The organism is Mannheimia bovis (assembly GCF_014541205.1).
In the GTDB taxonomy this organism is placed as follows: Bacteria; Pseudomonadota; Gammaproteobacteria; order Enterobacterales; family Pasteurellaceae; genus Mannheimia; species Mannheimia bovis.
The window spans coordinates 1,421,662-1,446,489 of record NZ_CP061280.1 but is presented as its reverse complement, the minus strand read 5'-3'; the positions used below and the strand labels follow the sequence as shown (position 1 = coordinate 1,446,489).

The following is a 24,828-nucleotide window of genomic DNA, read 5'->3' as shown; positions in this document are numbered from 1 at the left end:
AAGGGGCTTTTTAGTAGGTAAAAACTATGACAAACCAAACTCAACAAAAGAAATACGAACTCCTCCAAGACGACACAATCAACCACCACGGTAGAAAACTCTACCGCATCAAAGCCTTAATCTCCTTTGGCTTAGTAGTAGCCGGTGAGATTGGTGGATACATAGAGAAAGAGAACAACCTAGATCAATCAGGCAGTGCTTGGGTGTTCGGCAATGCTCAGGTGTTCGGCAGTGCTTGGGTGTTCGGCAGTGCTTGGGTAAGATCTTATGCCGTCATATCCGAAAGAAAAATGATTTTCTGGGTAAGCAATGTCGGTACTGAGAATGGTACGTTGACTGTATTTAATGGCAAAGACGGATTAATTGTTACTCGTGGTTGTTTTGTCGGAACAGTTGAAGAATTTTTAGAAAAATCTGCAAAAGTACACGATGAGAAAACGAAGCGGGAGTATCAGCTACTAATTGATGTAGCAAAAAGCAGAATTTTAGGAGAAGCGACTTAATCAGTCGCTTTTTTATTGGAGTTTTTATGAAGAAACCCCGTAAGAAAAAATACAATCCCAAGAAACTCGATTTTTGGGCTACTCGAGTAGTAGAAACCGGCACAATGCGAATCCAAGCACAAGGGTTAGGCAAAGAAGGCAAAGTATGGGTATTCCATAATAAACCTGTGCCTAGCGGTGAATGGCTTGCTCCGCATCGCTTAACGGATTACCGCCTCACCTTTCTCACACCGCACAAATGGACGGTTGTGGCAGGTGTGGCTTGCCGTAATCAGCTGGGACAGAATTATTTTAGCACTTCTCAACAAAGTGCGAATAACGAATTTATCTATCACGACCCGCAAATCCAGCAATGGATTTACGAGTTTGTAGCGGAGCAAATCAATGACGTAAACAAGGAGCATATTTTAAGCTCCTTTTTTATTGCTATCCCCTACCAAACCGAATTAGCAGAAAGCGATATAGACAAGTTGTTGCATTGGCTGAATATCTTTGATCCAAAAAATATTAAAACCTATTACGAAATGTTGCAGATTAAGGCAGAGGCAGAAAGTGTGATCAAAGATATTCCACTTGAAGATTTTGTGCCAAAACAGACCGCTTGCACCTTACGCAAGCATAATATCTCTGACCTAATTACTCTATTCTGGCAAGAGGAAGAATACCTCAAGCAATTAAAAGGCATTGGCGAAAAGCGGTATCAGCATATTTGCGAGGGATTAAAATCTCTTGCCAGAAAGCACCCTAGCTTTAGGGAATTAGCCTGGGATAGTCATAGGGGCGATATGTGCCGGGAATTTATCCTAGCAGATGCCGCCAATAGTGAAAAAATTTATCAACATTACTTGGAGAGTAAAAAGAAATGAACCTAAATCCGTTTTACCATTGGGGGAAATATCGTTCACAGGAGATGGCAATAAAATTCATCTCTTTGAAATTTGACGAACTCTCTTGCGAAAACCATCGATTAAAGGAACAAGTAAAACATCTTGAAACACAAAATAACACCTTGCTTAGACGTAATGAAGAACTTATTACAGATAAACAACACCTGCTCCAGCAGATAGATGAATTACACGAGCAAGAGCTAAAGCCAATTATTGTTAAACATAGCCATAAACACAAAAAGAGAGGTAGGTCTAAGCAATGATAAACATTAAACCACACCACCTAGAAAAGCTGCTTATCGAAAGCGTTCGCTACTGCTTAGGTCGAAGCAATTATGCCGTGAACGAATGTAGCGATGTTATCCGTCTGTAGTAGCGATGTTATCCGTCTGTATTGGAAAGATATTGGAGAAGGAACGAAAGATGTTATTAGGCGAGACATTCGCAACAGGATTGACCTCCATACAGATAATGCAACCGACAATTTAAATAATTACCACGAACTATTAACCAACGGAAATTCATACTTAGGACACGAATGTGATGCCTTTACTTGGATTGAATTGTTAAATTGGATTGATGAACAGGATAAACAGAATGCAACAACTAATTAAAAACATTGAACAATGGGCGGAAGATCGCAACCTAATCAACGGCTCAACCCCACAAAAGCAAACACTGAAACTAATGGAAGAGTTTGGCGAACTCTGTAGAGGAATTGCCCGAAATAATCCCGAAATGATAAAAGATGCAATCGGGGATTGTTTTGTCATTCTAGTAATTCTGAATAAGCAGAAAAATTGGGATATTAACTTTGATGATTATCAAGATAAAATGGTTGCTCGTTTTATCCGCAGCGACATCTTTGAAAAAGACGGATTAAGCTCAGTTGAAATAACCCATATTGTTGCAACAATCATTCCTGCTCTTTATGCTAAAGCAATGCCCCCTATTTATAATGATGAACGTTATGCTATATGGTCTTTATTGGTTGCTTTTAGTGATATTGCTAATATATATGACTTTAGCTTGAGTGATTGTATTGAGCACGCCTACGACCAAATCAAAGACCGCAAAGGCAAAATGATTGATGGCGTGTTTGTAAAAGAAGAAGATTTATAGAACCTTACGCAACAAAAACCGAAACAGTCTGCATAAAGGCTTCCAGCCACTCTTCTAGCGTTTCGGTTTCTTCTTCGTTGGCGTTGATGATTTTCAATCGGTCATCGACCTTTGATAGAATGCACTCAATGCCACATCCATTGATGAAATCTGAATTTTGGTTGATCAGCCATTGCTTGAAAAGCTCTTTCATAGTTTCCTCCGTTGTTTTTGGATAGGTTACTACGAAAGCGTTTTACTGTCAGATTGGATAGTTATTTTTTCGATGTAGATCGCAAAAATAGATATTGGTATTTGACACCACCGCCATTTTCGGCAACAAAAAAGAGTATTAACTTCCTTCTTGATATAACTCACCATCTAATCTTGCATTACGAATTTCTTGCAATTTAAAGCAAAAATCACGGGCTTGCTCTTTTGTTTCAAAAAGCCCTAGCATAGCCCAGCTTGCATTCGTATTTTCATGAAAGGCGGTGCGGTTATATTGAATATGCTCTTCAAGTGTTTCAATTGTTAAGGCTTCGCCTTGCTCTCTATTCCAACCAACTACAAACATAAGGCACTCCTATGAAAAAAATCATTATTTTGACTAAAAACGATTTTACCGATCCGCAAACTGCTGATCAATGCATATTTAAAGCTAGCCTAAAAAATGAATCCATATCTCAAATTGAACAAGAATTTGATGTGATTGTTTATGAGGGGAAAACAATTAGAAATCGGTTTGGCAATACCTCTGATAAGCCTGACTTAAATAAACTGCTGGATTAATTTGACACCGCCCCCTATTCGGATTAAGATAACCGCACTACTAAAACAAGTCGGTTATCAAACGCTCCGATTAAAAAGCGGTTTTTTTATGCCTAAAATTTAAATGTGAAAAATCTCACATTTCAGTGATCGGGTCGAGAGAGCCTAATAAAATACCTTCGGGAAATAAGCTCCGCCAGCTTGTTTTGGTAGTTGAAGCCCGATCAACCCTACTAAGGTTGGTCGAATACTAACTGAAAAACAAGGGGCATAAAATGTCAAATCTACAAATCTTCTCAAATTCAATTCGTCAAATTGACAACCTTTACTCTTTAACTGATCTGCATAAAGCTAGTGGCGGAAATGAAAAACATAAGCCCGTTTTATTTTTGCGTTTAGATCAAACCAAAGATCTTATTTCAGAAATTGAAAATGACAAAGTACAGATCTGTACTTTGGCTGTTAAAACCGTTCGAGGCGGTACAAATCCAAGTACATACGCCTGTAAAGAAATCGTGATTGCCTATGCTGCGTGGATCAGCCCACAGTTTCATTTAGTGGTATTGCGAGCGTTCCTTAACCAGTTGGAAAATTTACAAAAAAACACCGAAATTCGACCGCTTGCACCACCGCCAAAGAAATACACTTTCGACTTTACCGAAGATGAACTACAAAGCCTAACGTGGTCTTGGTTCGCTTTCGTGCGTGGTATTCACACTTTCCGCTATATCTACCCGATGTTCCAAAAACTCGGTTCAAATATCGCACCTGAAATCTACGGACAAGGTTTTGAGTATAGCCACACCGCACAATCGGCTCATAAAATTATCGAGCGTATTACCAAAGACTTTGACATTGACCCAATGACAAATTGGCGAGTGTTGAAACACGTTCGAGGTTTTGACCCGGCATTTAAAAAGCCAACGTTCTAATCACAAAAAATCAAAAAAACCTACCGCTTGTGAAATATCAAGCGGCGGATTTCCACACCCCAATTTTGAGGATTAGACGATGAAATACGCAAAAATCATTCTATTTTTAACCGCTTTCGTGGTGGTTGCCGACTACTTAGAGTTACGCAACGACTGCGATGGCAAACAATGCACCGCACCAATAAGAGGAAATTAAAATGAAATTTGAAAAAATACCTGATTTTTTGATGAACCAACTAGAAGAGGCAATTCAGGAATTTAAAGCTAAATATATTTATTCAAACAAAGATATCAGGATTGCAATAGGTGAATGGTCAGCAAATGATGAAGGATTCTTTTTTATCCCAATTTATATCGATGAGCAACCGCTATTAAAATTCTGGGCATATAACGATAGTGATACAGGTAATTGGGATGTTAGCCCAAGCGACCATTCATTCTCGTGTGTATCAGAATATACCAGTTATTATCTTGGGGTTGATGGCTCAGATATAGAAGCTCTATGTCTTGGTATGGCAACAGAGATTGAAAAATTAAGAAATGAAATTGAACAGTTAAAGAGTAAATGAACTGTTCAATGAACAAATGAACATTTAACAGACCAACCGCTTGTACTGCAAGCGGTTATTTTTTGGAGAGAAAATGCAAAAATTCACCTACGGCTCGATCTGTTCTGGCATTGAAGCCGCAAGTGTAGCGTGGTGCGACATTGGCACGCCTTTATGGTTCAGCGAGATTGAACCGTTTCCGTGTGCTGTACTAGCTCACCGTTTCCCCAATGTACCGAACTTGGGTGATATGACCGCTCTACCTGAAAAAATCTTAAATGGCGAAATTCCCGCTCCTGATGTGCTAGTCGGTGGCACTCCTTGCCAAGCATTCAGCGTGGCGGGCAAGCGGGAAAGCTTAGACGATGATAGAGGGAATTTAACCCTTGCACTTATTCACATTTTAGAGGCAATCGATTATGTCAGACAAGAAAACGGACAACCACCCTGCATTCTCGTGTGGGAAAACGTACCCGGTGTGCTATCCACCAAGGACAACGCATTCGGACACTTTCTGGCTGGACTGGTTCAGGAATGTGAGCCATTGCAGCCAACAGGGAACAGATGGACAGACGCTGGTTATGTGCATTCAAAGAGAACTGTCGGCTGGCGAATCCTCGATGCTCAATACTTCGGTGTCCCCCAACGACGCAAAAGAGTGTTCCTTGTGGCAAGTGCTGGAGCAAGAAGTGTCGCCGAAATACTCATTGAGCAAAAAAGCGTGCGAGGGAATATTGAGACGAGCGGAATCGAGAGGGAAAGCCTTACCGGATTTATTGAAAGCAGCTTTGGAACGTATCTCCAATCAGACAAAGGAGGGACAGTTAGAGCATCAGGCGGAGCGTTGAGTGGTGGGAGTGAGACACTCATCGTCCACGGAACTCAAGATCCGATTATCAGCCGAGATATAGCACACTGTTTAGGGCGTAATGGCGGACAGGAGAATATCTTGTTTGAAGTTAAAGGTGCAGAAGCTATCAGAATTAGCGAAGTGCAGGATAAAACGCCAACCCTAAAAGCAAGAATGGGAACAGGTGGAAATAATATCCCTTGCATCTGCTGGAACGGAGATATTACGCCTAAAACCGCAATGGATAAATCCCTCACATTGAGGGCTAGTCAAGGCGGAGAAGGTATAGGCATTGCAACTTCGACTACCGTCCGTAAACTCACTCCAAAAGAGTGTGAGAGATTACAGGGGTTTCCAGATGATTTCACAAAAATCCCCTACCGTGGTAAATCTACCGAAGATTGCCCCGATAGCCCACGCTATAAAGCCATTGGCAATAGTATGGCTGTACCTTGTATGCATTGGATAGGACTACGGCTCAATAATTATTTAGTTTAATCCCTCTAAACGAGGGATTTTTATTTTAGGAGAGAAAATGGAACACATCAACCCAAACGCCATTCTTGGCAAGAAAACAGTAAAAGAACTTACCAGCTTAAGCGATAGTACAATTTACCGCTTGGAGAAAAGCGGCAAATTTCCCAAGCGGCAAAATATATCTTATAACCGTGTCGGCTGGTTGGCAAGTGAAGTACTTGAATGGACAAAGAACCGCATTACAGGTTCTCGCCTTTGATCCAACTATCTACCATATCTGCCCACCGTTGCATCATATCTCTTCTCTGCTCCGAGTACTCAGCTTTATTGTATACTGCTCTTACCCCCTGTTGCTCGTGAGCAAGAGATTTCTCTATCCAATCACTATTAAAACCTTCTTCGTGTAACAATGTTGAGGCAGTTCGCCTCAAATCGTGAACAGTGAAGTCATCAATTAATGACTTTTCTTTATTAATCTCATTAATGCAATTTCTTATAACTCTGTTCAATGAACTCCGTGCTATAGGTTGTTTTCGGTTAGTTCTGCCAGGCAATAAGTAATCTGAGCCTTCCGAATAAATCTGGAAGGCAACAATTAAATCTAAAGCCTGTTCAGATAAATAGACATTATGCGGTCTCCGTGCTTTCATTCTTCCTGCAGGAATAGTCCATACTTTATTTTTAAAATCAACCTCATCCCAAGTAGCACCAATTAACTCGCCTTTACGAACCATCGTCAGAAGGATAAATTTCAGAGCTTTCTTTAACGCAAAGTCTGATTGCATATTCTCTAATGTGTTAAAAAATATGTTAATTTCTTTTGGTGTTAGCGATCTCTCCCTCGCCTTAAACACAGCAATAGATGAATTTGAAATTTCATCTGCTGGGTTTTCTCCTTTATAACCTCTTAACTTAGCAAACCGATAAATATTTGATATTAAATCACGAACAAGAATAGCCGTTGAAGGTGCATTTCGCTGCTCCTTAATTTTCTCACAATGCTTACGGATTTCTTCCGTTGTGATTTCCGTCAAAAGACGATTGCCGAAAACCACCTTAATATCCCTATCATAAGTGGCAATACGTAATGCTCTTGTACTATCCGCCAAATCTACCTCTTTCAAGTACCGCTCAGCAAACGTTGAAAACCGCTCAGAATTACGGATTTTATCCTTGTCTGCCTTTTTGGATATGGCTGGAGATATTCCCTCGCTTACCAACTTTCTAGCGTGCATCAGTTTCTCTCTAGCTTCAGCTAAATTAATTCCGTCAGCCCCATATTTTCCAATGGTTAATGTTTCTTTTCGCCCATTTATGCGATAATCATAGCGAAAGCTGATAGTGCCTTTAGGTGTTACTGCGACATAAAGTCCGTCCCGATCAGCCACTTTATACAACTTGTCTTTCCCTTTTAAAGCCTTGATTTTAGTATCTGTAAGCATAATACCGTCTCCTATTTTGTCGGTATTTTGCCTAATTTTAGGAAAGCATTCAATCCATACCGTCTTATTTACCGTGAAAAATTAGAACTAATATGAATAACTATGAATAGATATGAATAGATAAAAGCCCAATATTCCTAGAAAATATGGGGCTTTTGAATAGATATGATTAGCTATGAAATGAAATGTTATTACTCCCACTCAATCGTTGCAGGTGGTTTTCCTGAAACGTCATACACCACACGGGAAATACCATTGACTTCGTTGATAATACGGTTGGAGATTTTACCGAGTAAATCGTACGGTAAATGTGCCCAGTGTGCGGTCATAAAGTCAATGGTTTCAACCGCACGTAAGCTCACCACCCAGTCGTATTTACGTCCGTCCCCCATTACACCCACTGATTTTACCGGTAGGAATACGGTAAAGGCTTGGCTGACTTTGTAGTACCAACCGGAGTTGTATAACTCTTCAATGAAAATCGCATCGGCTTTACGCAATAAATCGCAGTATTCTTTTTTGATTTCACCTAACACACGCACGCCTAAGCCCGGACCTGGGAATGGGTGGCGGTTAAGCATTTCAGCCGGTAAGCCAAGTGCCAAGCCAATTTTACGCACTTCGTCTTTAAACAATTCACGCAATGGTTCAACTAAGCCTAATTTCATATAATCTGGCAAGCCACCCACGTTGTGGTGCGATTTAATCACGTGTGCTTTACCTGTTTTACTTGCGGCAGATTCGATTACATCAGGGTAGATTGTGCCTTGAGCCAACCATTTTACTGAGGTTAATTTTTTCGATTCATCATCGAAAACATCCACGAATACTTTACCGATAGTTTTACGTTTTGCTTCCGGCTCATCAATGCCTTTTAACGCATCTAAGAAACGCTCTTCTGCATTAACACGAGTAATATTTAAACCGAATTTATCGCCAAACATTTCCATTACTTGATCGCCTTCGTTTAAACGAAGCAAGCCGTTATCTACGAATACGCAATGTAAGTTTTTGCCGATAGCACGGTGTAATAATAATGCGGTAACAGAAGAATCTACCCCGCCTGATAAGCCTAAAATCACTTCATCATCGCCAACCTGCTCTTTAATGCGAGCAACAGCATCTTCGATGATGTTTTCGGGTGTCCAATTACGTTCACAGCCACAAATGCCTACCACAAAGTTGGTTAAAAGTTCTAAACCGCTTTTCGTGTGCGTCACTTCAGGGTGGAACTGTACACCGTAGAAACGGCGGCTTTCGTCCGACATTGCCGCAATCGGGCAAGTTGGTGTCACCCCTGTTACTTGGAAACCCGCTGGTAAACGCGTTACTTTATCGCCATGACTCATCCAAACATCTAATTTTGGCTCGCTAGCGGTTAAATTATCGTTTAATTTTGCAAATAGATTGTCTGCAGATTTTAATTCAACTGAAGCATAACCAAACTCACGGTGATCGGAGGTTTCAGTTAAACCGCCTAATTGCATTGCCATCGTCTGCATACCGTAGCAAACACCTAATACCGGCACGCCTGCATTAAATACATATTCAGGTGCACGAGGACTATTTTCTTCGGTGGTACTTTCAGGACCGCCTGAAAGGATAATTCCTGTTGGGTTAAATTCACGGATCTGCTCTTCCGTTACGTCCCATGCCCAAAGCTCGCAATACACGCCAATTTCACGCACACGGCGGGCAATCAGCTGAGTATATTGTGAACCGAAGTCTAAAATTAAAATTTTATGATTGTGAATGTTGTTCATTGGTTTTCTCTTTATTTAATTTCTAATCTTATAAGGCTCTTTAGATACAAGCGGTCAAATTTTCTTAAAACTTTGCAAAATACTCAAAATCTCCACCATATTTTTCCCAATATAATCCGCTAAACTTTGGTCAATTAACATTCGTTTTTCTTCGTAGCCGATTACGGTTAAGCCTGCGGTTTTTGCAGATTTCATTCCGTAGTAGGAATCTTCAATCGCTACCGCATTTTGAGGCTCTACACCTAATTTTTCACAGGTGTAGCGGTAAATGGTTGGGTCAGGTTTGCTATGTTCGAATTGTTCGCCGCTGACGATAAAATCAAATTCATCTTTAATACCGCAAACGGTCAGAATATTATCAATATGCGATTTTGCCGATGAGGATGCCACCGCCAATTTGATATTATTTTCTTTGGCAAAGCGGATAATCTGTTGAATATCAGCACGGAAAATAGTACGAAAATCTACCGTGCTGAATAAATTTTGGAAAAACGCATAATAACGGCTGCGAATTTCTTCAATCGGTAGGCTAGATTCACTTAATTTTTGCACAATCACCGGAATTTCTTTCAAACATTTCCCCACCACTTCAGATTGTTGTTCCAAAGTAATCGGGCAGTTATGTTCTTTGAGATCTTCAATAAATTGCTTTTGCAGAGAGAACTCAAGATATTCGGTATCAACAATTACACCGTCCATATCAAAAATAATAGCTTGGAGCATAATGCCTCTTTTTGTAAAAATTTAAGGAAATCTAACCGCTTGCAACCCTCTCTCTGTTTAAAATTACTGAACGTCATTTTAAACAGTCTCTCTCCCACAGGGGGAGAGAGTAAAAAGGTTATTAGCCCATACGGTAGTTTGGTGCTTCTTTAGTGATTGTCACATCGTGAACGTGTGATTCTTTAATCCCTGCACCACTAATACGCACAAATTGAGCCTTGGTACGTAATTCTTCGATAGTCGCACAGCCTGTTAAGCCCATACAAGAACGTAATCCGCCCATTTGTTGATGGATAATTTCTTTTAATAAGCCTTTGTATGGAATACGACCTTCGATACCTTCCGGCACTAATTTATCTGCCGCGTTATCCGATTGGAAATAACGATCTGACGAACCTTTACTCATCGCTCCAAGTGAGCCCATTCCACGGTAAGATTTGAATGCTCTACCTTGGTAAAGCTCAATTTCGCCCGGTGCCTCTTCCGTACCGGCAAACATTGAACCAACCATTACACAACTTGCACCTGCGGCAATCGCTTTAGAAATATCGCCTGAATAGCGAATACCACCATCTGCAATTACTGGGATTCCACGCTCTTTTAATGCTGCTGCGGCATCAGCAATTGCGGTAATTTGTGGCACACCTACGCCTGTAACGATGCGAGTAGTACAGATTGAACCAGGGCCGATCCCCACTTTCACCGCACTTGCACCGGCATCTGCTAACGCAATTGCACCTTCAGCAGTAGCCACGTTACCTGCAACAATCGGTAAATTTGGATATTTAGCACGAGTTTCACGCACACGTTGTAAAACGCCTTCTGAATGCCCGTGTGAAGAGTCAATTAATAAGACATCCACACCCGCTTTCACTAAGGCATCAATACGCTCTTCATTGCCCGGACCGGCACCGACTGCTGCTCCAACACGCAAACGTCCTAATTCATCTTTACACGCATTCGGCTTGCTTTCGGCTTTTTGGTAATCTTTTAAGGTAATCATCCCTTTTAATTTGAAGTCATCACTCACCACTAATACTTTTTCAACACGGTGTTCGTGCATTAAGTGAAAAATTTCATCACGGCTTGCACCTTCTTTTACCGTAACTAAATGCTCTTTTGGCGTCATAAATTCACGCACGGTTTTGCTTAAATCGCTCACAAAGCGAGTATCACGCCCGGTGATAATTCCCACTAAATTTTGGTTTTCATCCACCACAGGATAACCTGCAAAACCGTTTTGTTTCACGATATTCGCTAATTCAGCAAGAGTAATATCAGGTGAAACGGTTACCGGCTCAGAGACGATACCGCTTTCAAATTTTTTCACTTTACGCACACGATCAGCTTGGCGTTCAATTGACATATTTTTATGGATAAAACCGATACCGCCTTCTTGAGCAAGTGAGATCGCTAATTTGGTTTCAGTTACTGTATCCATCGCCGCAGATAACATTGGAATGTTTAAGCGAATAGTTTTAGTTAATTGAGTTGAAAGATCGGCTGTGTTGGGAAGCACTGTTGAATGTGCAGGGACTAGAAGAACATCATCAAAAGTGAGAGCTTCTTGTTTGATACGTAACATTGCAATAATTCCTTAAAAAGTGATTAAAGTTAAAAAACTGTATTGGAAAATTGCGTGCGGATTATACAGATAAAATGGCTGTTTGTAAATCTATTACGTAAACGTTTTCGTCATTTGCAAACAAAATAAACAAGCGGTAAAAAAATGGAAATGTTTTGCAAATTAAGATACTCAATACAGTTGCAAAAAATTGAGGGAATTTGACCGCTTGTCAAAACAAAAAAAGGACGTATCGCTACGTCCTTTGGGTATTTTTACGCTTCTTTTACTGCTGGAAAATATTTTTCCTCGTCAAATTCACGTAACGGTTTATGTTCTTGACCTAAGAAAGTGTAAATTACAGGCAGTACGAATAAGGTAAATAGTGTACCAATCGCAAGACCTGAAACAATCACCATTCCCATACTGAAACGGGCAATTGCACCTGCACCTACTGCAAATAATAGCGGAATTAAGCCTGCAATCATCGCTGCGGTTGTCATCATAATTGGGCGTAAACGAATTGTTGCCGCATAAACAATCGCATCATAGCGAGATTTGCCGTGATTTAATTGCTCTTCTTTTGCCACTTCACACATCAAGATACCGTGTTTGGTGATTAAGCCAACAAGCGTAATCAAGCCTACTTGCGAGTAGATGTTGAGCGTGTAGCCTGCCGTCCAAATACTATTAGCAAATGCCATCATATCTTTAGAGCCTGTGCCGGCAGCAATTCCCATAAACAGTCCTTTCATTGCTGATGGAATGTTCATAACCAGTAATGCTCCACTTACTGCCAATGGAACAGAAACTAAGATTACTAGTGGATCACGCCAAGACTCAAACTGAATTGCCAGTACGATATAGATAATCACAACCGCAAGTGCAAATGTCATTGCCATTGCATTACCTTCTTGAATAAATTGACGAGACTCACCTCTAAAATCGTACTGATAACCAGTAGGCAAAGTGCGATCTAATTCTGCTTTCGCCCAATTTACGGCATCACCGATAGAACCGGATACTACACCGCCAATTGTCGCAGAGTTTAACTGGCTCATACGAGGTAATGAGGATGGTGAGGTAGTTAATTCCATTGTAACAAATGAACCTAGCGGAATAGATTCGCCAGTTGCAGTCGTAACATAGTAGTTCATTAAATCTTCAGGATTTAAACGGTCGTTACGTACTGCTTGCGATACAATTGGATAAGCACGAGAGTCAATATCGACACGGGTAATAATTGCACCCGATAAGAATGCCCCTAATGTACCACTTACTTGCTGCATCGTTACGCCATAAGCCCCCATTTTTTCACGGTCGAATTTCATATTCATCGTTGCCGTGTCAAATTTTAGGTCTAGGTTCGCAAAGAAGAACTGCCCAGATGCCTGTGCTTTTTTCAAGAACTCGGAAGCCACCACTGCTAATTTTTCATAGCTGTCTGCGGTTGTAATCACAAGTGAGAACGGTAAGCCGTTTTCGCCTGTTGAGATCTCAGGGAAAGCAATCGCATTTACGTCCATTGCAACTACTTTTTTCCCCAGAGCTGCAATTTCGTTTGAAATTTCTGCACGCTCACGAGTACGATCATTCCAATCTTTTAATGCGATAATCGATAATGCACTATTACCACCATTGAACCCTGAGATCGTCATAACCGATGAAACTTCAGAGACTTTAGATACTTCCTCAGTAAACGGAGCTAAGGCTGCTTCTGTATAATCTAAATTTGTATTAGATGGACCATTCGAAATCCCTACAACGAAACCGCGATCTTCTGTTGGAGCAACTTCACTTGAAAGTGAGGTAAATAAGAACGGTAGGCTTGCAAAAATCAATACCGCAAAGAACAGCATAAAACCACGAACTGCCATTACCGCACTTAGCATATTGGTGTAGCAGCTTGTCATTTTATCTAGCGAGCGATGAACAAAGCGTGCAAAACGAGATTCTTCACCTTCTTTATGCTCTTTTAACACTCGGCTAGACATCATCGGTGAAAGCGTAAGAGCTGCAATTCCTGAAATAAATACCGCACCGGCAAGAGTTAAAGCAAACTCTTTGAAAAGTGTGCCTGTTACCCCTGTCATTAATGCCATTGGGGAATATACTGCTGCTAATGTGATTGTCATTGAAATTACCGGTAAGGCAATTTCACGCGTACCAATAATTGCTGCATCAAATGGCGTTTTACCTTCTTTAACGTGGCGTTCTACGTTTTCAAGTACTACGATCGCATCATCTACAACTAAACCAATCGCTAATACTAACGCAAGTAAGGTTAGAAGATTGATTGAGAAGCCGAACATTTGAAGCAAGAACAATGCCCCGATAAGTGAAATCGGAATGGTAATAACGGGTACAATCATTGCACGAAGCGAACCTAAGAATAGGATAATCACAACTAATACAATAACGGTTGCTTCTAAAATAGTACGGATAACTTCATTGATTGAGCTATCAATCGCAATGGTTTTATCATAAACGATATCCCCTTGAATGCTATCCGGTAAGTTTCTCACGACCTGATCAAACATTGGGTAAATATCTTTTGCTACAGTCAGTGAGTTAGCTGTAGCCGCAACTGAAACCGCTAAAACCACCGCTTCTTTGCCACTTACTGTTGCACGAGCCATATCGTTCGATTTATCTAACTCTACAGTGGCAATATCTTTAAGTTTAATCGTTCTACCATCCGGTGTCGTTGAAACGGTAACTTGTTCTAATTCTTGAACAGAAGGCGTAGTTGATAAAACCTTATTTTTATAAACCGTATAATAACCGTTAGCATTTCCCGCTGCAGTTTGTAAGTTATTGGCACTTAATGCTGATAATACTGCCGAGCCTGATAACTTATTACTCGCCATTTTGTCCGGATCTAACCAAATGCGTAACCCAAAGGTTGAACCATATACATCAACACTGGACACCCCATTTACGGTAAAGAATTGCGGTTTAACTACACGGTTTAGATAATCGGTTACTTGTGCCGTATTTAATTCATCAGACACAAATCGAATATACATTAATGCATCATTCGAACCGGTCGAAACGCTGATAGAGGGGTCATCAATACCTCTCGGTAAGTTTGAGCGTACCGCATTTACTTTGGCTGATATATCAGAAAGTGCTGCATTCGGATCGGTATTTAACTTCATTTTCGCCGTAACTGTTGTCGTACTTGGCGAACTTGATGAAGTCATATAGTCGATATTATCCGCTTGAGCAACCGCTTCTTCTAACTGTGAGGTAACAAGGGCTTGCATTAAACCGGCATCAGCACCTGAATAGTTCACACTTACCGTTACAATAGAAACAGTCATCTCCGGATATTCACGCACCTGCAATTTTTCAATCGCTTGTAAGCCTAAAATCGTAATAAGTAAGCTAATACAAACGGCTAAAACAGGGCGTTTAATAAAGATGTCAGTAAATTTCACTTACTACTCCATTAAAGTTTGCTGTTTTTTGCCGGTGTGGTAATACCAACGGCTTCAACATCAGATACTTTTACCAACGAGTTATTACTCAAACGTTGTAATCCACCCGTTACAATTAAATCACCGGCTTTCACACCTTTAACTAATTGCGAATAATTACCTCTGCGGTCGGCTGTTTTTACTTCTGCCTGTTTTGCACGATACATTTTGGTTACATCTAAACTTGGGTTCTGTGCTGCCATTTTATTAACCTTCTCTTTATCTTCCTCAGATAAAGGCTGCAACACATAGACCGTTTCACCATACATTGTATAAGCCACCGCAATTTGTGGCACAACAACCTGCCCTGTTTGAGTTGGTAACGCTACATTTAAACGTGCAAACATACCGGAAAGCAATTTTTCTTGCCCTTCCTCAATAACCGCTTCAATATTCATTAGACCGGTTAAACGATCAACGGCAGGATCAATCGCAATAATACGAGCAGGGAAAGTTTGTGCCGGCAACGCATCAATTTCTGCCGTTACTTTTTGACCAACCGAAACTTGCTCAACATTAGTTTGAGGAAGAGTAAAACGCACTTTCATAGAAGATTGATCTTCAACACGCACAATTTCAGTTCCCATTGTGATGTATTGCCCTACATTTACATTCACAATACCCGCCACACCGCTAAAGGGTGCATAAATTTGACGACGTTTGATGATTGAACGTAACGATTCAATATTCGCAAGTAGTTGATTATACGTTGATTGTGCATTATCAAATTCTGCTTTTGATGCACTGTTTGATGCAATTAGATTACGATAGCGTTCAAAATTGGCTTTAGCTGTTGAAAGCTGAGCTTCTGACGCTCTTAAATTAGCAAGTTCAACACTGCTGTCAAATTCAACTAAAAGATCGCCTTTTTTCACACGCTGACCTGATGTAACCAATACACGGCTTACCACGCCTGAGGTTTCAGCACTTAACATTGCCCCTTGATTCGGGCGGATATAACCGACTGCTGAAATTGTAGGTGTCCATTCTTGTGTAGTAACCTGCATTGCTGTTACTTCACTAACAGATTCAGGCATATTTGCCGCAGCTTCTGCTTTTTTCATTGCCCCGATTTTTTGTAATCCTACGATTGCGGCAAACACAATCAATACAATTAACAATGTCAGTACAATTAAAAACTTTCTGCCTTTGCTCGGCTTCTGCGTTTCCGTTGTCATACATTCTCCGTAAATAAATAAAAAATAAACCTAAAAAGTAATTGCTTTCCAAGTGCGTAAAATAATCTCATCAAGATATGCTTCAAAATTACTGTCTTGATTGAGCTTTTGTAGATACTTAATATCTACCAATGTACCAATACTTAACGCATAGAGTAATTCATTTGGTAAATCTACAACTATTTTTTGCTTCTTACCTTCAAAAATTAACTTATTCCAAAATGAATTTTCATCTGCAATAGTTTCCCGAATTAGTTCGTCAATTCCCACAACTGCCTGAAATTGTTTTACCAACTCCAATCGCTCTGTTAAAAATTGCCATTTCTTTTTCATCAATGCTTGATATTGGCAAAATAATTCAATTTCGTGGTTAAATTCAAAAGATAAGTAATTATGATAACATTCCAGTAATTGAGTAGCTAACCCGTGCAATAAATCATCTTTTGTTTTAAAGTAAAGATACAATGTACCAGAAGCAATACCTGCTTCTTTGGCGATATTACGCATTGAAAGGTTTTGTAAACCCTCATCTACGATTAGCTTTTCAGTGGCTGATAAGATACGATTTACCATCTCTTCTTTTGGCTCGATCCGCCTAGACATTTGATCTCCTAGCCTATAATGAACGGTCGTTCATTTTAGCCATTTTTAGGAAAAAAGAAAGCAGAAAAATCATAAAAATGATGAATAAATTCATTGAAAAAATTAAATTTTTTTGAACAAGCAGTCAGATTTCATCAAAACTTTGCAAAAATCAGCCAAACAATAAGTCTGAATGCTACTTTCTGCCTATTTTTATGCTACTATTGAAATATATCTTTAATATATCTTTTATCTATTTTATGGCAACAAAATCTAAATATCATACAAAGCAATTTGATGCGTTATTAGCTGATCTTATTGTAACTATTGAAAAGCACAAAGCTCCCGTTGATTTATCTTTAATGGCATTAGGTAATATGGTAACGAATATTTTAAGCGAAAATATTCAAAACCCCTCGCAGCGTGAAGCTCTCGCAGAAGCTTTTGCAGACGCACTAAAACAATCATTAAAAGCTAAATAACAATTATGTTTAAACGCCTACACGCTTTATTGCCGGCAAACTCCCGCCAATATCGGGACGCTACCTCACAGAAAATAACGTGGGGACACTGGTTTGCACTATTGAATATTGTGTTGGCGTTATTCATCTCTTCTCGTTATGCGTTCAATGCAGATTGGCCAAATACCCTTGTCGGCAAACTTTACTTTTTTGTCAGCTTATTTGGGCATTTCAGTTTTGTCGTTTTTGCGGCTTTTCTACTAATTTTGTTTCCTCTCAGTTTTATCATTAAAAATGATCGTACCTATCGTGGGCTTTCGGTTATTCTTGCCACCATCGGGCAAACTGTTTTATTGGTTGATACCGAAGTCTTTAAGCAATTTTCTTTGCATTTATCGCCGCTGGTATGGGATTTATTAGTCAATCCTGAAGAGGGCGAACTTACTCGTAAATGGCAACTGTTATTTGTGCCAATGCCGCTAATTTTATTGGCTGAAATGCTTTATTCCCGTTGGTGTTGGCAGAAACTGCGTAGCTTTAGCCGTCAAAAATGGGGGAAATTTGTTGCCTTATTTTTCTTAGTGAGCTTTACCGCTACCCATTTAATCTATGCCTGGGCAGATATGAATGCTTATCGCCCGATTACCGCCCAAAAAGCAAATTATCCGTTGTCTCACCCGATGACCGCTCGTAACTTTTTAGAAAAACACGGATTTATTGATAGAGCGGAATTAGATCAAGAAATTGAAGAAAGCGGGCGTTTAGATACCTTTTTCTTAAATTATCCTAAGGCTTCTTTAGTCCCAACTCAGCAATCAAATACAAATATTTTATTAATTAATCTCTCAGGTTTGGCTAAAGAGATGATTAATGCTGAAAATATGCCTTATCTCTCCGAAGTCAGTCAGCACTCTTATCGCTTTATGAACCACTATAGCAGTGGGGATAGCAATTCAGCTGGTGCATTAGGATTATTTTATAGCTTAAGTGGGAAATATTTAGATGCCGTATTGGCAGATAAAACCGTTTCCCCATTAATTCAAGTTTTCAGACAATCGAATTATCAGCTAGGGCTTTTCTCTCATAACGGATTTGCTGATCCAATCTACCATCAAGCTATTTTCTCTGGTATTTTATTACCTACTGCACATAGCAATGTTGGGGCAATTTCACAATGGAAAAGTTGGATTAGCAGCCGATCGCTGGATAATCCGTTTTTTAGCTATTTAGATTTAAGCGTGCTATCAGTAACCTCTCGTCAAGATCAACAAAAACTATTAGATCTGCAATTTGCTGAAATTTGGCAACACTTAACGCAAAATGCGTTATTAGGTAATACGTTGGTTATGATTACTTCTGATATTACCAATGATGATACAAACGATGAAAATCACTTTGCCAAGAAACATATCCAAGTGCCAATGCTCTTTTACTGGCAAGGCGAAAGCAAAGAGTATCATTTCCTCTCAAGCCATTTAGACATTATGCCAACGTTATTAAGTGGCTTCTTTAAAGTACAAAATCCGCTGAGTGATTATGCACAAGGCATAGATTTAAGCACACAAAGCCAACGCTTATGGGTATCTAGCTCTAACCATAAATGGAATGTGGCAGTAATGCCAAATGGTGAGCAGTATCATATTGATCGCAAAGGAAATTTTAAACATTTCAATGCCAATGGGGAAATAGAGAAAGATACCCGACCACCTCTTGCATTATTCTTGCAGATGATCCAACAAAGCAATCAATTTATTGCAAAATAACTATACGCAAGCGGTCATATTTTCCGAAAAACTTGCAAAAGTTCGAGAAAATATGACCGCTTGTCATTCTATAAACTTACTTTTCTATATTTTAAAGTAATAAAAATAAACCATAAAATAGCAATAAAAGCTAAGCCACCGCCGACAAATCCTATGTTAGGCAATCCTAGCTGATTGATAGTAATTCCACCCAGCAACGCTCCTGCCCCAATGCCTAAATTATAAGTGCCGGAAAATATCGCAGCAGCAACATCCGTAGCATCAGGAGCAAGTTCAAGCACTTTCATCTGTAAAGCAATACTCATTCCTGTAATGCCAATTCCCCATACAAATACCAATGCGAACATTGCAATCGTAGAACCGCTTAGTAGTAATAAACACAATTGGCTGAACATAATAATGCCAATACCGGTTAAAATAAATTTATTCGGAGCTTTCCCATATAATTTACCGAATAAGAAACTGGCGGTAATACCGGCTACGCCAAACACTAATAAAATCAATGTGGTCGTTTTCGGGCTAATAGTACTGATTTGAACTATAAATGGCTCAATATAGCTATAAGCCGTAAAATGCCCGGAAACAATCAGTATAACTAGCAAGAAAATGCCAACCAGAAGTGGACGTTTAAATAAAATCGGCAAACTTTTCATTGAGCCTGCATTTTTACTTGGTAAATAAGGCAACAATCGCCAGAGCATTATTACCACAATAAAAGCAATAACACCAATGATGCTAAAGGTTGCTCGCCAACCTAATGCTTGCCCGATCATTCGCCCAAGAGGTAAACCTAAAATCATCGCCAATGAACTCCCTAGAGCCAGCATACCGAGTGCTTGTCTTTTTTTGTCTTTCGGGGCAACACGAACAACCAATGAAGCGGTAATCGACCAAAAAATGGCGTGAGACACTGCAATAATGATACGAGAAATTAATAACACCCAGAAATTCCACGCAATAACCGACAAAATATGGCTAAGAGTAAAGAGAGTAAAAAGCAGGATAAGTAATTTTTTTCTTTCCATTTTTGCTGTCAGCAACATCAATGGCAACGATAATCCAAACACAACCCAGGCATATACCGTAATCATAATACCTGTGCTAGACGTTTCCATTTGAAAACTCGCAGCAATATCTGACAGTAAGGCAATAGGAATAAACTCTGTTGTAATAACAATAAACGCCGCAAAGGCAAGGCTAAATACTCTTAGGAAAGACAATCTCCGTTGAGCTTTTCGGGCAAGTTTCATAATTATAAATCCGAGAAAAAGGAAAACCCAAAAGCCGAAAGAGCTTTTGGGTGTATGAAAAATAAGAATCGCTTTCTAAATTTTACTTAGCGAAACCTTTCAATCCAACCACGTGAACATACTCTTGGTTATTCGCAATTTTACGCACCAATTTATAAGTTGTACCACGTTCAGGGCTGATGTTTTCAGGTGCGGCAATTAATAACTGCATATCCAAACGTTCGCACAATTCAAAGAGTGTATTGATTGAGGTTGCATCTAAACGAGCAGCTTCATCTAAGAAGAGCAAGCGAGCCGGTAGAATATCTTTCGCACGCATACGGCGAGCTTCTTCTTCCCAACTTTGTACCACCATTAAGAGAATCGACATACCTGTACCGATTGCCTCACCGGTAGATAACGCACTACTTTCCGCACGCATCCAGCCGTCTGCCCCACGGAAGGTTTCCACTTCTAAATCGAGGTAGTTACGGTAATCCAACAACTCTTCGCCAATGGTTTGTGGCGTACGCTGCCCCATTTCGATATGCGGATTCACACGTTTATAAAGCATTGCCAACGCTTCTGAGAAGCTGAGTTTTTGGCTGTCAAACAGATCTTTATGCTCTTCACGATTATTCGATAACGCATTGAGTAAAATGGCGTGCGTATCACGAATATTCACCACCAAACGTACCCCTTTCACCTGACCGAAGGCGATATTTTGTAGCCCTTGGTTCAGTTGAAGAATACGGTTTTGCTCACGTTGAATTGTTTTGCGTAAAATATTTGCCACTGATTCCGCACTGATCGCTAATTTTTTCTCACGACCGGTTAGCTCATTCGTTAAGCGAGAAAGCTCAATTTCCATCTGCTCAATCGCATCAATCGGATCGTCTGTTTTGATAATATCCTGACGAATACGCTCACGCAGATGTTGGTAAACCGCAATAAAGAACGCCACTTTGTTTTCCGGCTTACGGCTATCTTCCGAAGCTCGCAAGCTATCACGCAAGTATTCATTATCCGCCACCGCTGTACGCAATGCACCTAATGCTTTATCCGAAATAGAACGTAACTCTTCCGCTGATTGATAAGCTAATTCACGGCGATTAAGACGTTTTTCCACATCGCTGTTGCGAGATAAACGTTGAACAATACACCAGCTTGCTTTCGCCTGTACCACTAACTCACGTTGTGCTTTATAATCACGCTCGGCTTTGCGTAACGTGCGGTTGAGGTTATCCATTTCCGCTTCAATCACGGCGATTTGTTTATCCAAATAACCTTTGCGAGAACGTTGTTGGCTTAGGCGTTGTTGCAATTCATCACGACGAGATCTTGCACGCTCCTCTGCTCCGCTGTCGCCACGCACACCTAAGTCATCAATTTCACGAATTAACTCTTGTAGCATTTGGTTTTTCGCATCATACGAGCTGCGTAAACCGGTGAGAACTTGGTTGTATTGTGATAACTGAGCTTGAGCTTGACGTAGCTGATCACGAGCTTGTTCACGTTCACGCTGAGCATTTTCCAAACGCTGGCGAAGTTGCTCGGTTAATGCCGAGCCTTCTGTGCCAACCGTTTCTTCATAGCTGAAGTGTAAACGGCGATTCATCACATCCGCTAAGCTAAACACTTTTTGTTGTAACACTTTTTGCTCAGCAATCGAACGGCTGTAATCTGCCTCAAGTTGCTCAAATAGAGCAGGATCGCTCTTAAGTGCAGCGGCAATCGGCTCTAATTGGGTTAAAGCTGAACCGAATTGGCGAATAAAGATCTCATCTTCTTCTGCCGTTTCTAACTGTTCACGACAAGCTTCTGCACGTTCAGTTAAGGTTTCGTCCGCTAACAATGATGTAAGCGGTAGAATTTTATTTAAAATTTGCAACTGAGCTTTTACGCTGTCTAGCTGATGACGAAGTTGCTGTTCGTTCCCATTAGATTGTGCCAATTCACGTTCAATTTCCGCACGTTCTGCTGCAATCTCTTGCATTACCGTTTCCGGATTTTCTTGGAACGCTAAATTTAAGTGCGTGCCGACAAATTGGCTTAAATGTTGATGCAAACGCTGACATTTTTGCACATCAAAGGCACGCTCAGCGTGTTTTTCTGAAATTGCATCACGCTCAGCTTTTAAGGTTTCTAAATGTTTTTCACGAGCGGCACGACCGAATAACGGTACTTCAGGGAATTTCGAGTAACGCCATTGACGCTCTGAAACTTTAACCACTACCCCTTCGCTTAACTCTTCGGCACTGAATACCGCATCATCAAAGGCAGATGGATCGCCTTCAATTAAATAGAGATCGCTTGGGCAATCATCTAATTTATCTAATTGGGCTTTTACCGCCTCTAAATCACGCACTACAATAGCGTGGCGAGCCTCGCCATATAAGGCGGAGAAGTAAGGTGCATCTTCAATCGATACATCATCATATAATTCAGAAAGCAACACCCCGCCAAAACGCTCGGCTAATTGGTTTAAGCGAGCATCTTCCGAACCGTCCGGTTGGCTTAAACGGGTGATTTGAGCATCTAAACGCTGTTCTTTACGGGCTAATTCATCACGTTCTAAAGTTGCCTCTCGCTCTTTGCTCAGCATATTTTGCATAAACTGCATTACCGCTTGGCTGGCTTCAAATTTCTCGCCGCATTGTTCTTCCAAACGAGCCAATGCCGATTGTGCGGTATGCCACGCTGGAGCATTTTTTGCTAATTGCAGGTATTGTTGATTCAGTTGCTCACGTTGTTGGCGTTGGGTTGAGCGTTGCTCAACGAAATCGGATAATTCTGCCTCTAAATCTTCTAAACGTGCTTGTTGCTCGTCAAAATATTGTTCAAGCTCTTCACCTGAATTTAGAGAAAGTTGGGCTTTTTGGTTAAATTCCGCCAACAAACGTTCAGCATTTTGCTGTTGATGCAAGCGATGCTCTAATTCGTTGAGTTTTTGGCGTAACGCTACCGCTTGTTGAGCTTGCATTTTTTGTTCAGGGAAAGCAGAAAGCAACGAACGAGCCTCTTCCCACGCTTGCGAGCGGTCAATTTCCCCTGAAATTTTGCAAACTAGCTCAAAGGCTTTTTCAAACTGTGTTTTCGCCATATCCGATACGGCTAAACGCTGTTCAAGATCGAATACTTTATCGGTCAGATCCTCTGCTTGAGCTTCAAATTCGGCGTGATAATCTTCAATGTTATTCAAGTCTAAATTCGCCAAGCCGGTTAATTGTTTTGCTTTTTCTAACGCATTAATCGCTTGTTGATATTGCAACGCACGGGTTTGTTGAGCATCTAACGCTTGTTGATAATCCGCCATTTGCGAGCGTAGTTCTTCAACGTGGTCGTCTGCCTGATCTGCTCTCGCTTGAGCATTTTCTGCGACCTCAGCAATTTCTTCCAACGCTTCTTGCTGTTCTTCAAGCTTGATATTCAGCTCTTCCACTTCATCTTGATAGCGTTCGATTTTTTCTTGATGGCGTAGTGCGTTCATCACTAAATTAAGATGATCGTTCGCACTATTATATTCCACCTCTAAGGCATTTTCGGTTTCGGCAATATCGGCAGTTTCACGACTAAATTCCACAAAGCGTTGTTGCTCAAGCAGAATTTTCGATTTTGCCGCATACCACTCTTTACGTTGCTCTAACGCTTGCAACACATTGCCACGGCGTTCGTTCGCATTACGCATATAATCTGCCGACACATAGTTGGTCGATTCAGTAATCAAGCGTTTGAACATATCACGATCAGATTGGGTCACTTTGATCGCCTCTAGCGTCATTCGGTTTTCACGCAATGCCGATTCCATATCTTGGAACGCTTGGCGAACGCCTGTATTTTCCGGCAATAAGTAATCACGCAGCGATTTGGTAATCACGCTGGAAATACCACCGTAAAGTGATGCTTCGATTAATTTGTAGAATTTGCTGCGGTCAGCCGCTGAACGTAAGCGTTTTGGAATCACGCCTAAGTCGAACATAAAGCTGTGGTAATCGGTAATGGAATGATATTGCTTAAATTGAACCTCTGTGCCTTCAAATTTATCTTTTAATTCATTTAACGGCAGCACACGGGCTTTTTCGCCCAGTTGTTCGGTTAAAAGGCTGATAATAGTTTGATCTACAGGAATGTTTTGCACCGAGAACGAGCGGATATCGACTTTTTTATCACGCCCCACAATTTGCTGTAAACGCACGCCGGTAATAATTCGCTGACCACGAGAGTTCAGCGATTCCAAAACCGCATAACAAACACCGGCTTTTAATTTACCGTATAAGCCTTTATCACGAGAACCTGAGGTTGAGCCGGCTTCGGTGGTATTACGGAAGTTAAGCAAGGTTAAATCCGGAATCAATGCCGTGACAAAACCCGCCATTGTGGTCGATTTACCCGCACCGTTACCGCCCGAAAGCGTTGTGACTAATTCGTCTAAATCAAAAGTACGGGCAAAAAAACCGTTCCAGTTGATTAAGGTTAAAGATTGGAATTTTCCTCGTTTTACCCCTTCGTGGCGAGGCATAACAGGTGCAAGAGTAGCTGCTTGCTCCATTGGGTTTTCGTCTAATAATTCAA

Annotated in this window: 23 protein-coding genes; 12 read left to right on the top strand and 11 right to left on the bottom strand. The window is 40.6% G+C overall.

Features of this window, described 5'->3' with window-relative positions; translation table 11 throughout:
• The first annotated feature begins 26 nt into the window (after positions 1-26).
• The 5 genes from ICJ55_RS07095 (at position 27) to ICJ55_RS07075 (ending at position 2,512) form a co-directional block, all read left to right on the top strand.
• Complete coding sequence (locus ICJ55_RS07095; RefSeq protein WP_188156178.1) at positions 27-503, top strand: hypothetical protein; 477 nt, start codon at positions 27-29, stop codon at positions 501-503.
• 26 nt (positions 504-529) lie between these two features.
• The gene (locus ICJ55_RS07090) at positions 530-1,369 is read left to right on the top strand and encodes a hypothetical protein (RefSeq protein ID WP_188156177.1); all 840 of its coding nucleotides are present in this window, start codon (positions 530-532) and stop codon (positions 1,367-1,369) included.
• Positions 1,366-1,653: a hypothetical protein gene (locus ICJ55_RS07085; protein ID WP_188156176.1), complete on the top strand. Its 288-nt coding sequence runs from the start codon at positions 1,366-1,368 to the stop codon at positions 1,651-1,653. Before ICJ55_RS07090 ends, ICJ55_RS07085 begins: the two co-directional genes overlap by 4 nt.
• Positions 1,654-1,746: 93 nt before the next feature.
• Complete coding sequence (locus ICJ55_RS07080) at positions 1,747-2,004, top strand: hypothetical protein (RefSeq protein WP_188156175.1); 258 nt, start codon at positions 1,747-1,749, stop codon at positions 2,002-2,004.
• Positions 1,988-2,512, top strand: a complete 525-nt coding sequence (locus tag ICJ55_RS07075; RefSeq protein ID WP_188156174.1) for a MazG-like family protein — start codon at positions 1,988-1,990, stop codon at positions 2,510-2,512. Before ICJ55_RS07080 ends, ICJ55_RS07075 begins: the two co-directional genes overlap by 17 nt.
• A gap of 4 nt (positions 2,513-2,516) precedes the next feature.
• Here the strand turns inward: ICJ55_RS07075 and ICJ55_RS07070 are convergent, their stop codons facing one another.
• On the bottom strand, positions 2,517-2,705 hold the full coding sequence (locus ICJ55_RS07070; RefSeq protein WP_188156173.1) for a hypothetical protein: 189 nt from the start codon (positions 2,703-2,705) through the stop codon (positions 2,517-2,519).
• Positions 2,706-2,843: 138 nt separating this feature from the next.
• Positions 2,844-3,068, bottom strand: a complete 225-nt coding sequence (locus tag ICJ55_RS07065; RefSeq protein ID WP_188156172.1) for a hypothetical protein — start codon at positions 3,066-3,068, stop codon at positions 2,844-2,846.
• An 11-nt stretch (positions 3,069-3,079) separates the two neighbouring features.
• On the opposite strand from ICJ55_RS07065, the gene ICJ55_RS07060 reads away from it, so the two are divergent.
• The 5 genes from ICJ55_RS07060 to ICJ55_RS07040 all read left to right on the top strand — a co-directional run bounded on the left by ICJ55_RS07060 (position 3,080) and on the right by ICJ55_RS07040 (position 6,328).
• The gene (locus tag ICJ55_RS07060) at positions 3,080-3,283 is read left to right on the top strand and encodes a hypothetical protein (protein ID WP_188156171.1); all 204 of its coding nucleotides are present in this window, start codon (positions 3,080-3,082) and stop codon (positions 3,281-3,283) included.
• Positions 3,284-3,537: 254 nt separating this feature from the next.
• A complete protein-coding gene (locus tag ICJ55_RS07055; protein WP_188156170.1) occupies positions 3,538-4,194 on the top strand; it encodes a P22AR C-terminal domain-containing protein in 657 nt (218 codons plus the stop codon).
• A gap of 197 nt (positions 4,195-4,391) precedes the next feature.
• Complete coding sequence (locus ICJ55_RS07050) at positions 4,392-4,763, top strand: hypothetical protein (protein WP_188156169.1); 372 nt, start codon at positions 4,392-4,394, stop codon at positions 4,761-4,763.
• A 73-nt stretch (positions 4,764-4,836) separates the two neighbouring features.
• A complete protein-coding gene (locus ICJ55_RS07045) occupies positions 4,837-6,090 on the top strand; it encodes a DNA cytosine methyltransferase (RefSeq protein WP_188156168.1) in 1,254 nt (417 codons plus the stop codon).
• A gap of 37 nt (positions 6,091-6,127) precedes the next feature.
• Positions 6,128-6,328, top strand: a complete 201-nt coding sequence (locus ICJ55_RS07040; protein WP_188156167.1) for a helix-turn-helix transcriptional regulator — start codon at positions 6,128-6,130, stop codon at positions 6,326-6,328.
• On the opposite strand, the gene ICJ55_RS07035 is transcribed toward ICJ55_RS07040, so the two are convergent.
• The 7 genes from ICJ55_RS07035 to ICJ55_RS07005 all read right to left on the bottom strand — a co-directional run bounded on the left by ICJ55_RS07035 (position 6,309) and on the right by ICJ55_RS07005 (position 16,824).
• A complete protein-coding gene (locus ICJ55_RS07035) occupies positions 6,309-7,511 on the bottom strand; it encodes a tyrosine-type recombinase/integrase (protein ID WP_188156166.1) in 1,203 nt (400 codons plus the stop codon). The two genes, ICJ55_RS07040 and ICJ55_RS07035, sit on opposite strands and share 20 nt — an antisense overlap.
• Before the next feature lie 191 nt (positions 7,512-7,702).
• Positions 7,703-9,274 (bottom strand): glutamine-hydrolyzing GMP synthase, encoded by a 1,572-nt coding sequence (gene guaA / locus ICJ55_RS07030; RefSeq protein ID WP_188156165.1) that lies wholly within the window; start codon positions 9,272-9,274, stop codon positions 7,703-7,705.
• 54 nt (positions 9,275-9,328) lie between these two features.
• Positions 9,329-9,997, bottom strand: coding sequence for an HAD family hydrolase (locus ICJ55_RS07025; protein WP_188156164.1), 669 nt, complete (start codon positions 9,995-9,997; stop codon positions 9,329-9,331).
• 121 nt (positions 9,998-10,118) lie between these two features.
• Complete coding sequence (gene guaB, locus ICJ55_RS07020) at positions 10,119-11,582, bottom strand: IMP dehydrogenase (protein WP_188156163.1); 1,464 nt, start codon at positions 11,580-11,582, stop codon at positions 10,119-10,121.
• Between the two features lie 254 nt (positions 11,583-11,836).
• Positions 11,837-15,004 (bottom strand): efflux RND transporter permease subunit, encoded by a 3,168-nt coding sequence (locus ICJ55_RS07015; protein WP_188156162.1) that lies wholly within the window; start codon positions 15,002-15,004, stop codon positions 11,837-11,839.
• Between the two features lie 11 nt (positions 15,005-15,015).
• Positions 15,016-16,221: an efflux RND transporter periplasmic adaptor subunit gene (locus ICJ55_RS07010; RefSeq protein WP_188156161.1), complete on the bottom strand. Its 1,206-nt coding sequence runs from the start codon at positions 16,219-16,221 to the stop codon at positions 15,016-15,018.
• Between the two features lie 30 nt (positions 16,222-16,251).
• Positions 16,252-16,824: a TetR/AcrR family transcriptional regulator gene (locus ICJ55_RS07005; RefSeq protein ID WP_188156160.1), complete on the bottom strand. Its 573-nt coding sequence runs from the start codon at positions 16,822-16,824 to the stop codon at positions 16,252-16,254.
• Positions 16,825-17,063: 239 nt separating this feature from the next.
• On the opposite strand from ICJ55_RS07005, the gene ICJ55_RS07000 reads away from it, so the two are divergent.
• On the top strand, positions 17,064-17,285 hold the full coding sequence (locus tag ICJ55_RS07000; protein ID WP_025236117.1) for a YejL family protein: 222 nt from the start codon (positions 17,064-17,066) through the stop codon (positions 17,283-17,285).
• A gap of 5 nt (positions 17,286-17,290) precedes the next feature.
• Positions 17,291-19,027, top strand: a complete 1,737-nt coding sequence (locus ICJ55_RS06995; protein WP_188156159.1) for a DUF3413 domain-containing protein — start codon at positions 17,291-17,293, stop codon at positions 19,025-19,027.
• Positions 19,028-19,095: 68 nt separating this feature from the next.
• On the opposite strand, the gene ICJ55_RS06990 is transcribed toward ICJ55_RS06995, so the two are convergent.
• Positions 19,096-20,277, bottom strand: a complete 1,182-nt coding sequence (locus tag ICJ55_RS06990) for a sugar transporter (protein WP_188156158.1) — start codon at positions 20,275-20,277, stop codon at positions 19,096-19,098.
• A gap of 82 nt (positions 20,278-20,359) precedes the next feature.
• A complete protein-coding gene (gene mukB, locus ICJ55_RS06985; protein WP_244141801.1) occupies positions 20,360-24,805 on the bottom strand; it encodes a chromosome partition protein MukB in 4,446 nt (1,481 codons plus the stop codon).
• Between the last annotated feature and the right edge of the window lie 23 nt (positions 24,806-24,828).

Excerpts from the sequence above, each read along its gene's own strand:
- guaA (WP_188156165.1), bottom strand. The coding sequence starts at position 9,274 with ATGAACAACATTCACAATCATAAAATTTTAATTTTAGACTTCGGTTCA.
- ICJ55_RS07010 (WP_188156161.1), bottom strand. The coding sequence starts at position 16,221 with ATGACAACGGAAACGCAGAAGCCGAGCAAAGGCAGAAAGTTTTTAATT.
- ICJ55_RS07035 (WP_188156166.1), bottom strand. The coding sequence starts at position 7,511 with ATGCTTACAGATACTAAAATCAAGGCTTTAAAAGGGAAAGACAAGTTG.
- ICJ55_RS06995 (WP_188156159.1), top strand. The coding sequence starts at position 17,291 with ATGTTTAAACGCCTACACGCTTTATTGCCGGCAAACTCCCGCCAATAT.
- ICJ55_RS07070 (WP_188156173.1), bottom strand. The coding sequence starts at position 2,705 with ATGAAAGAGCTTTTCAAGCAATGGCTGATCAACCAAAATTCAGATTTC.
- ICJ55_RS07000 (WP_025236117.1), top strand. The coding sequence starts at position 17,064 with ATGGCAACAAAATCTAAATATCATACAAAGCAATTTGATGCGTTATTA.
- ICJ55_RS07040 (WP_188156167.1), top strand. The coding sequence starts at position 6,128 with ATGGAACACATCAACCCAAACGCCATTCTTGGCAAGAAAACAGTAAAA.
- ICJ55_RS06990 (WP_188156158.1), bottom strand. The coding sequence starts at position 20,277 with ATGAAACTTGCCCGAAAAGCTCAACGGAGATTGTCTTTCCTAAGAGTA.
- ICJ55_RS07085 (WP_188156176.1), top strand. The coding sequence starts at position 1,366 with ATGAACCTAAATCCGTTTTACCATTGGGGGAAATATCGTTCACAGGAG.
- ICJ55_RS07095 (WP_188156178.1), top strand. The coding sequence starts at position 27 with ATGACAAACCAAACTCAACAAAAGAAATACGAACTCCTCCAAGACGAC.
- ICJ55_RS07080 (WP_188156175.1), top strand. The coding sequence starts at position 1,747 with ATGTTATCCGTCTGTAGTAGCGATGTTATCCGTCTGTATTGGAAAGAT.
- ICJ55_RS07075 (WP_188156174.1), top strand. The coding sequence starts at position 1,988 with ATGCAACAACTAATTAAAAACATTGAACAATGGGCGGAAGATCGCAAC.
- ICJ55_RS07060 (WP_188156171.1), top strand. The coding sequence starts at position 3,080 with ATGAAAAAAATCATTATTTTGACTAAAAACGATTTTACCGATCCGCAA.
- ICJ55_RS07055 (WP_188156170.1), top strand. The coding sequence starts at position 3,538 with ATGTCAAATCTACAAATCTTCTCAAATTCAATTCGTCAAATTGACAAC.
- mukB (WP_244141801.1), bottom strand. The coding sequence starts at position 24,805 with ATGGAGCAAGCAGCTACTCTTGCACCTGTTATGCCTCGCCACGAAGGG.
- ICJ55_RS07090 (WP_188156177.1), top strand. The coding sequence starts at position 530 with ATGAAGAAACCCCGTAAGAAAAAATACAATCCCAAGAAACTCGATTTT.
- ICJ55_RS07025 (WP_188156164.1), bottom strand. The coding sequence starts at position 9,997 with ATGCTCCAAGCTATTATTTTTGATATGGACGGTGTAATTGTTGATACC.
- ICJ55_RS07050 (WP_188156169.1), top strand. The coding sequence starts at position 4,392 with ATGAAATTTGAAAAAATACCTGATTTTTTGATGAACCAACTAGAAGAG.
- ICJ55_RS07065 (WP_188156172.1), bottom strand. The coding sequence starts at position 3,068 with ATGTTTGTAGTTGGTTGGAATAGAGAGCAAGGCGAAGCCTTAACAATT.
- guaB (WP_188156163.1), bottom strand. The coding sequence starts at position 11,582 with ATGTTACGTATCAAACAAGAAGCTCTCACTTTTGATGATGTTCTTCTA.
- ICJ55_RS07005 (WP_188156160.1), bottom strand. The coding sequence starts at position 16,824 with ATGTCTAGGCGGATCGAGCCAAAAGAAGAGATGGTAAATCGTATCTTA.
- ICJ55_RS07045 (WP_188156168.1), top strand. The coding sequence starts at position 4,837 with ATGCAAAAATTCACCTACGGCTCGATCTGTTCTGGCATTGAAGCCGCA.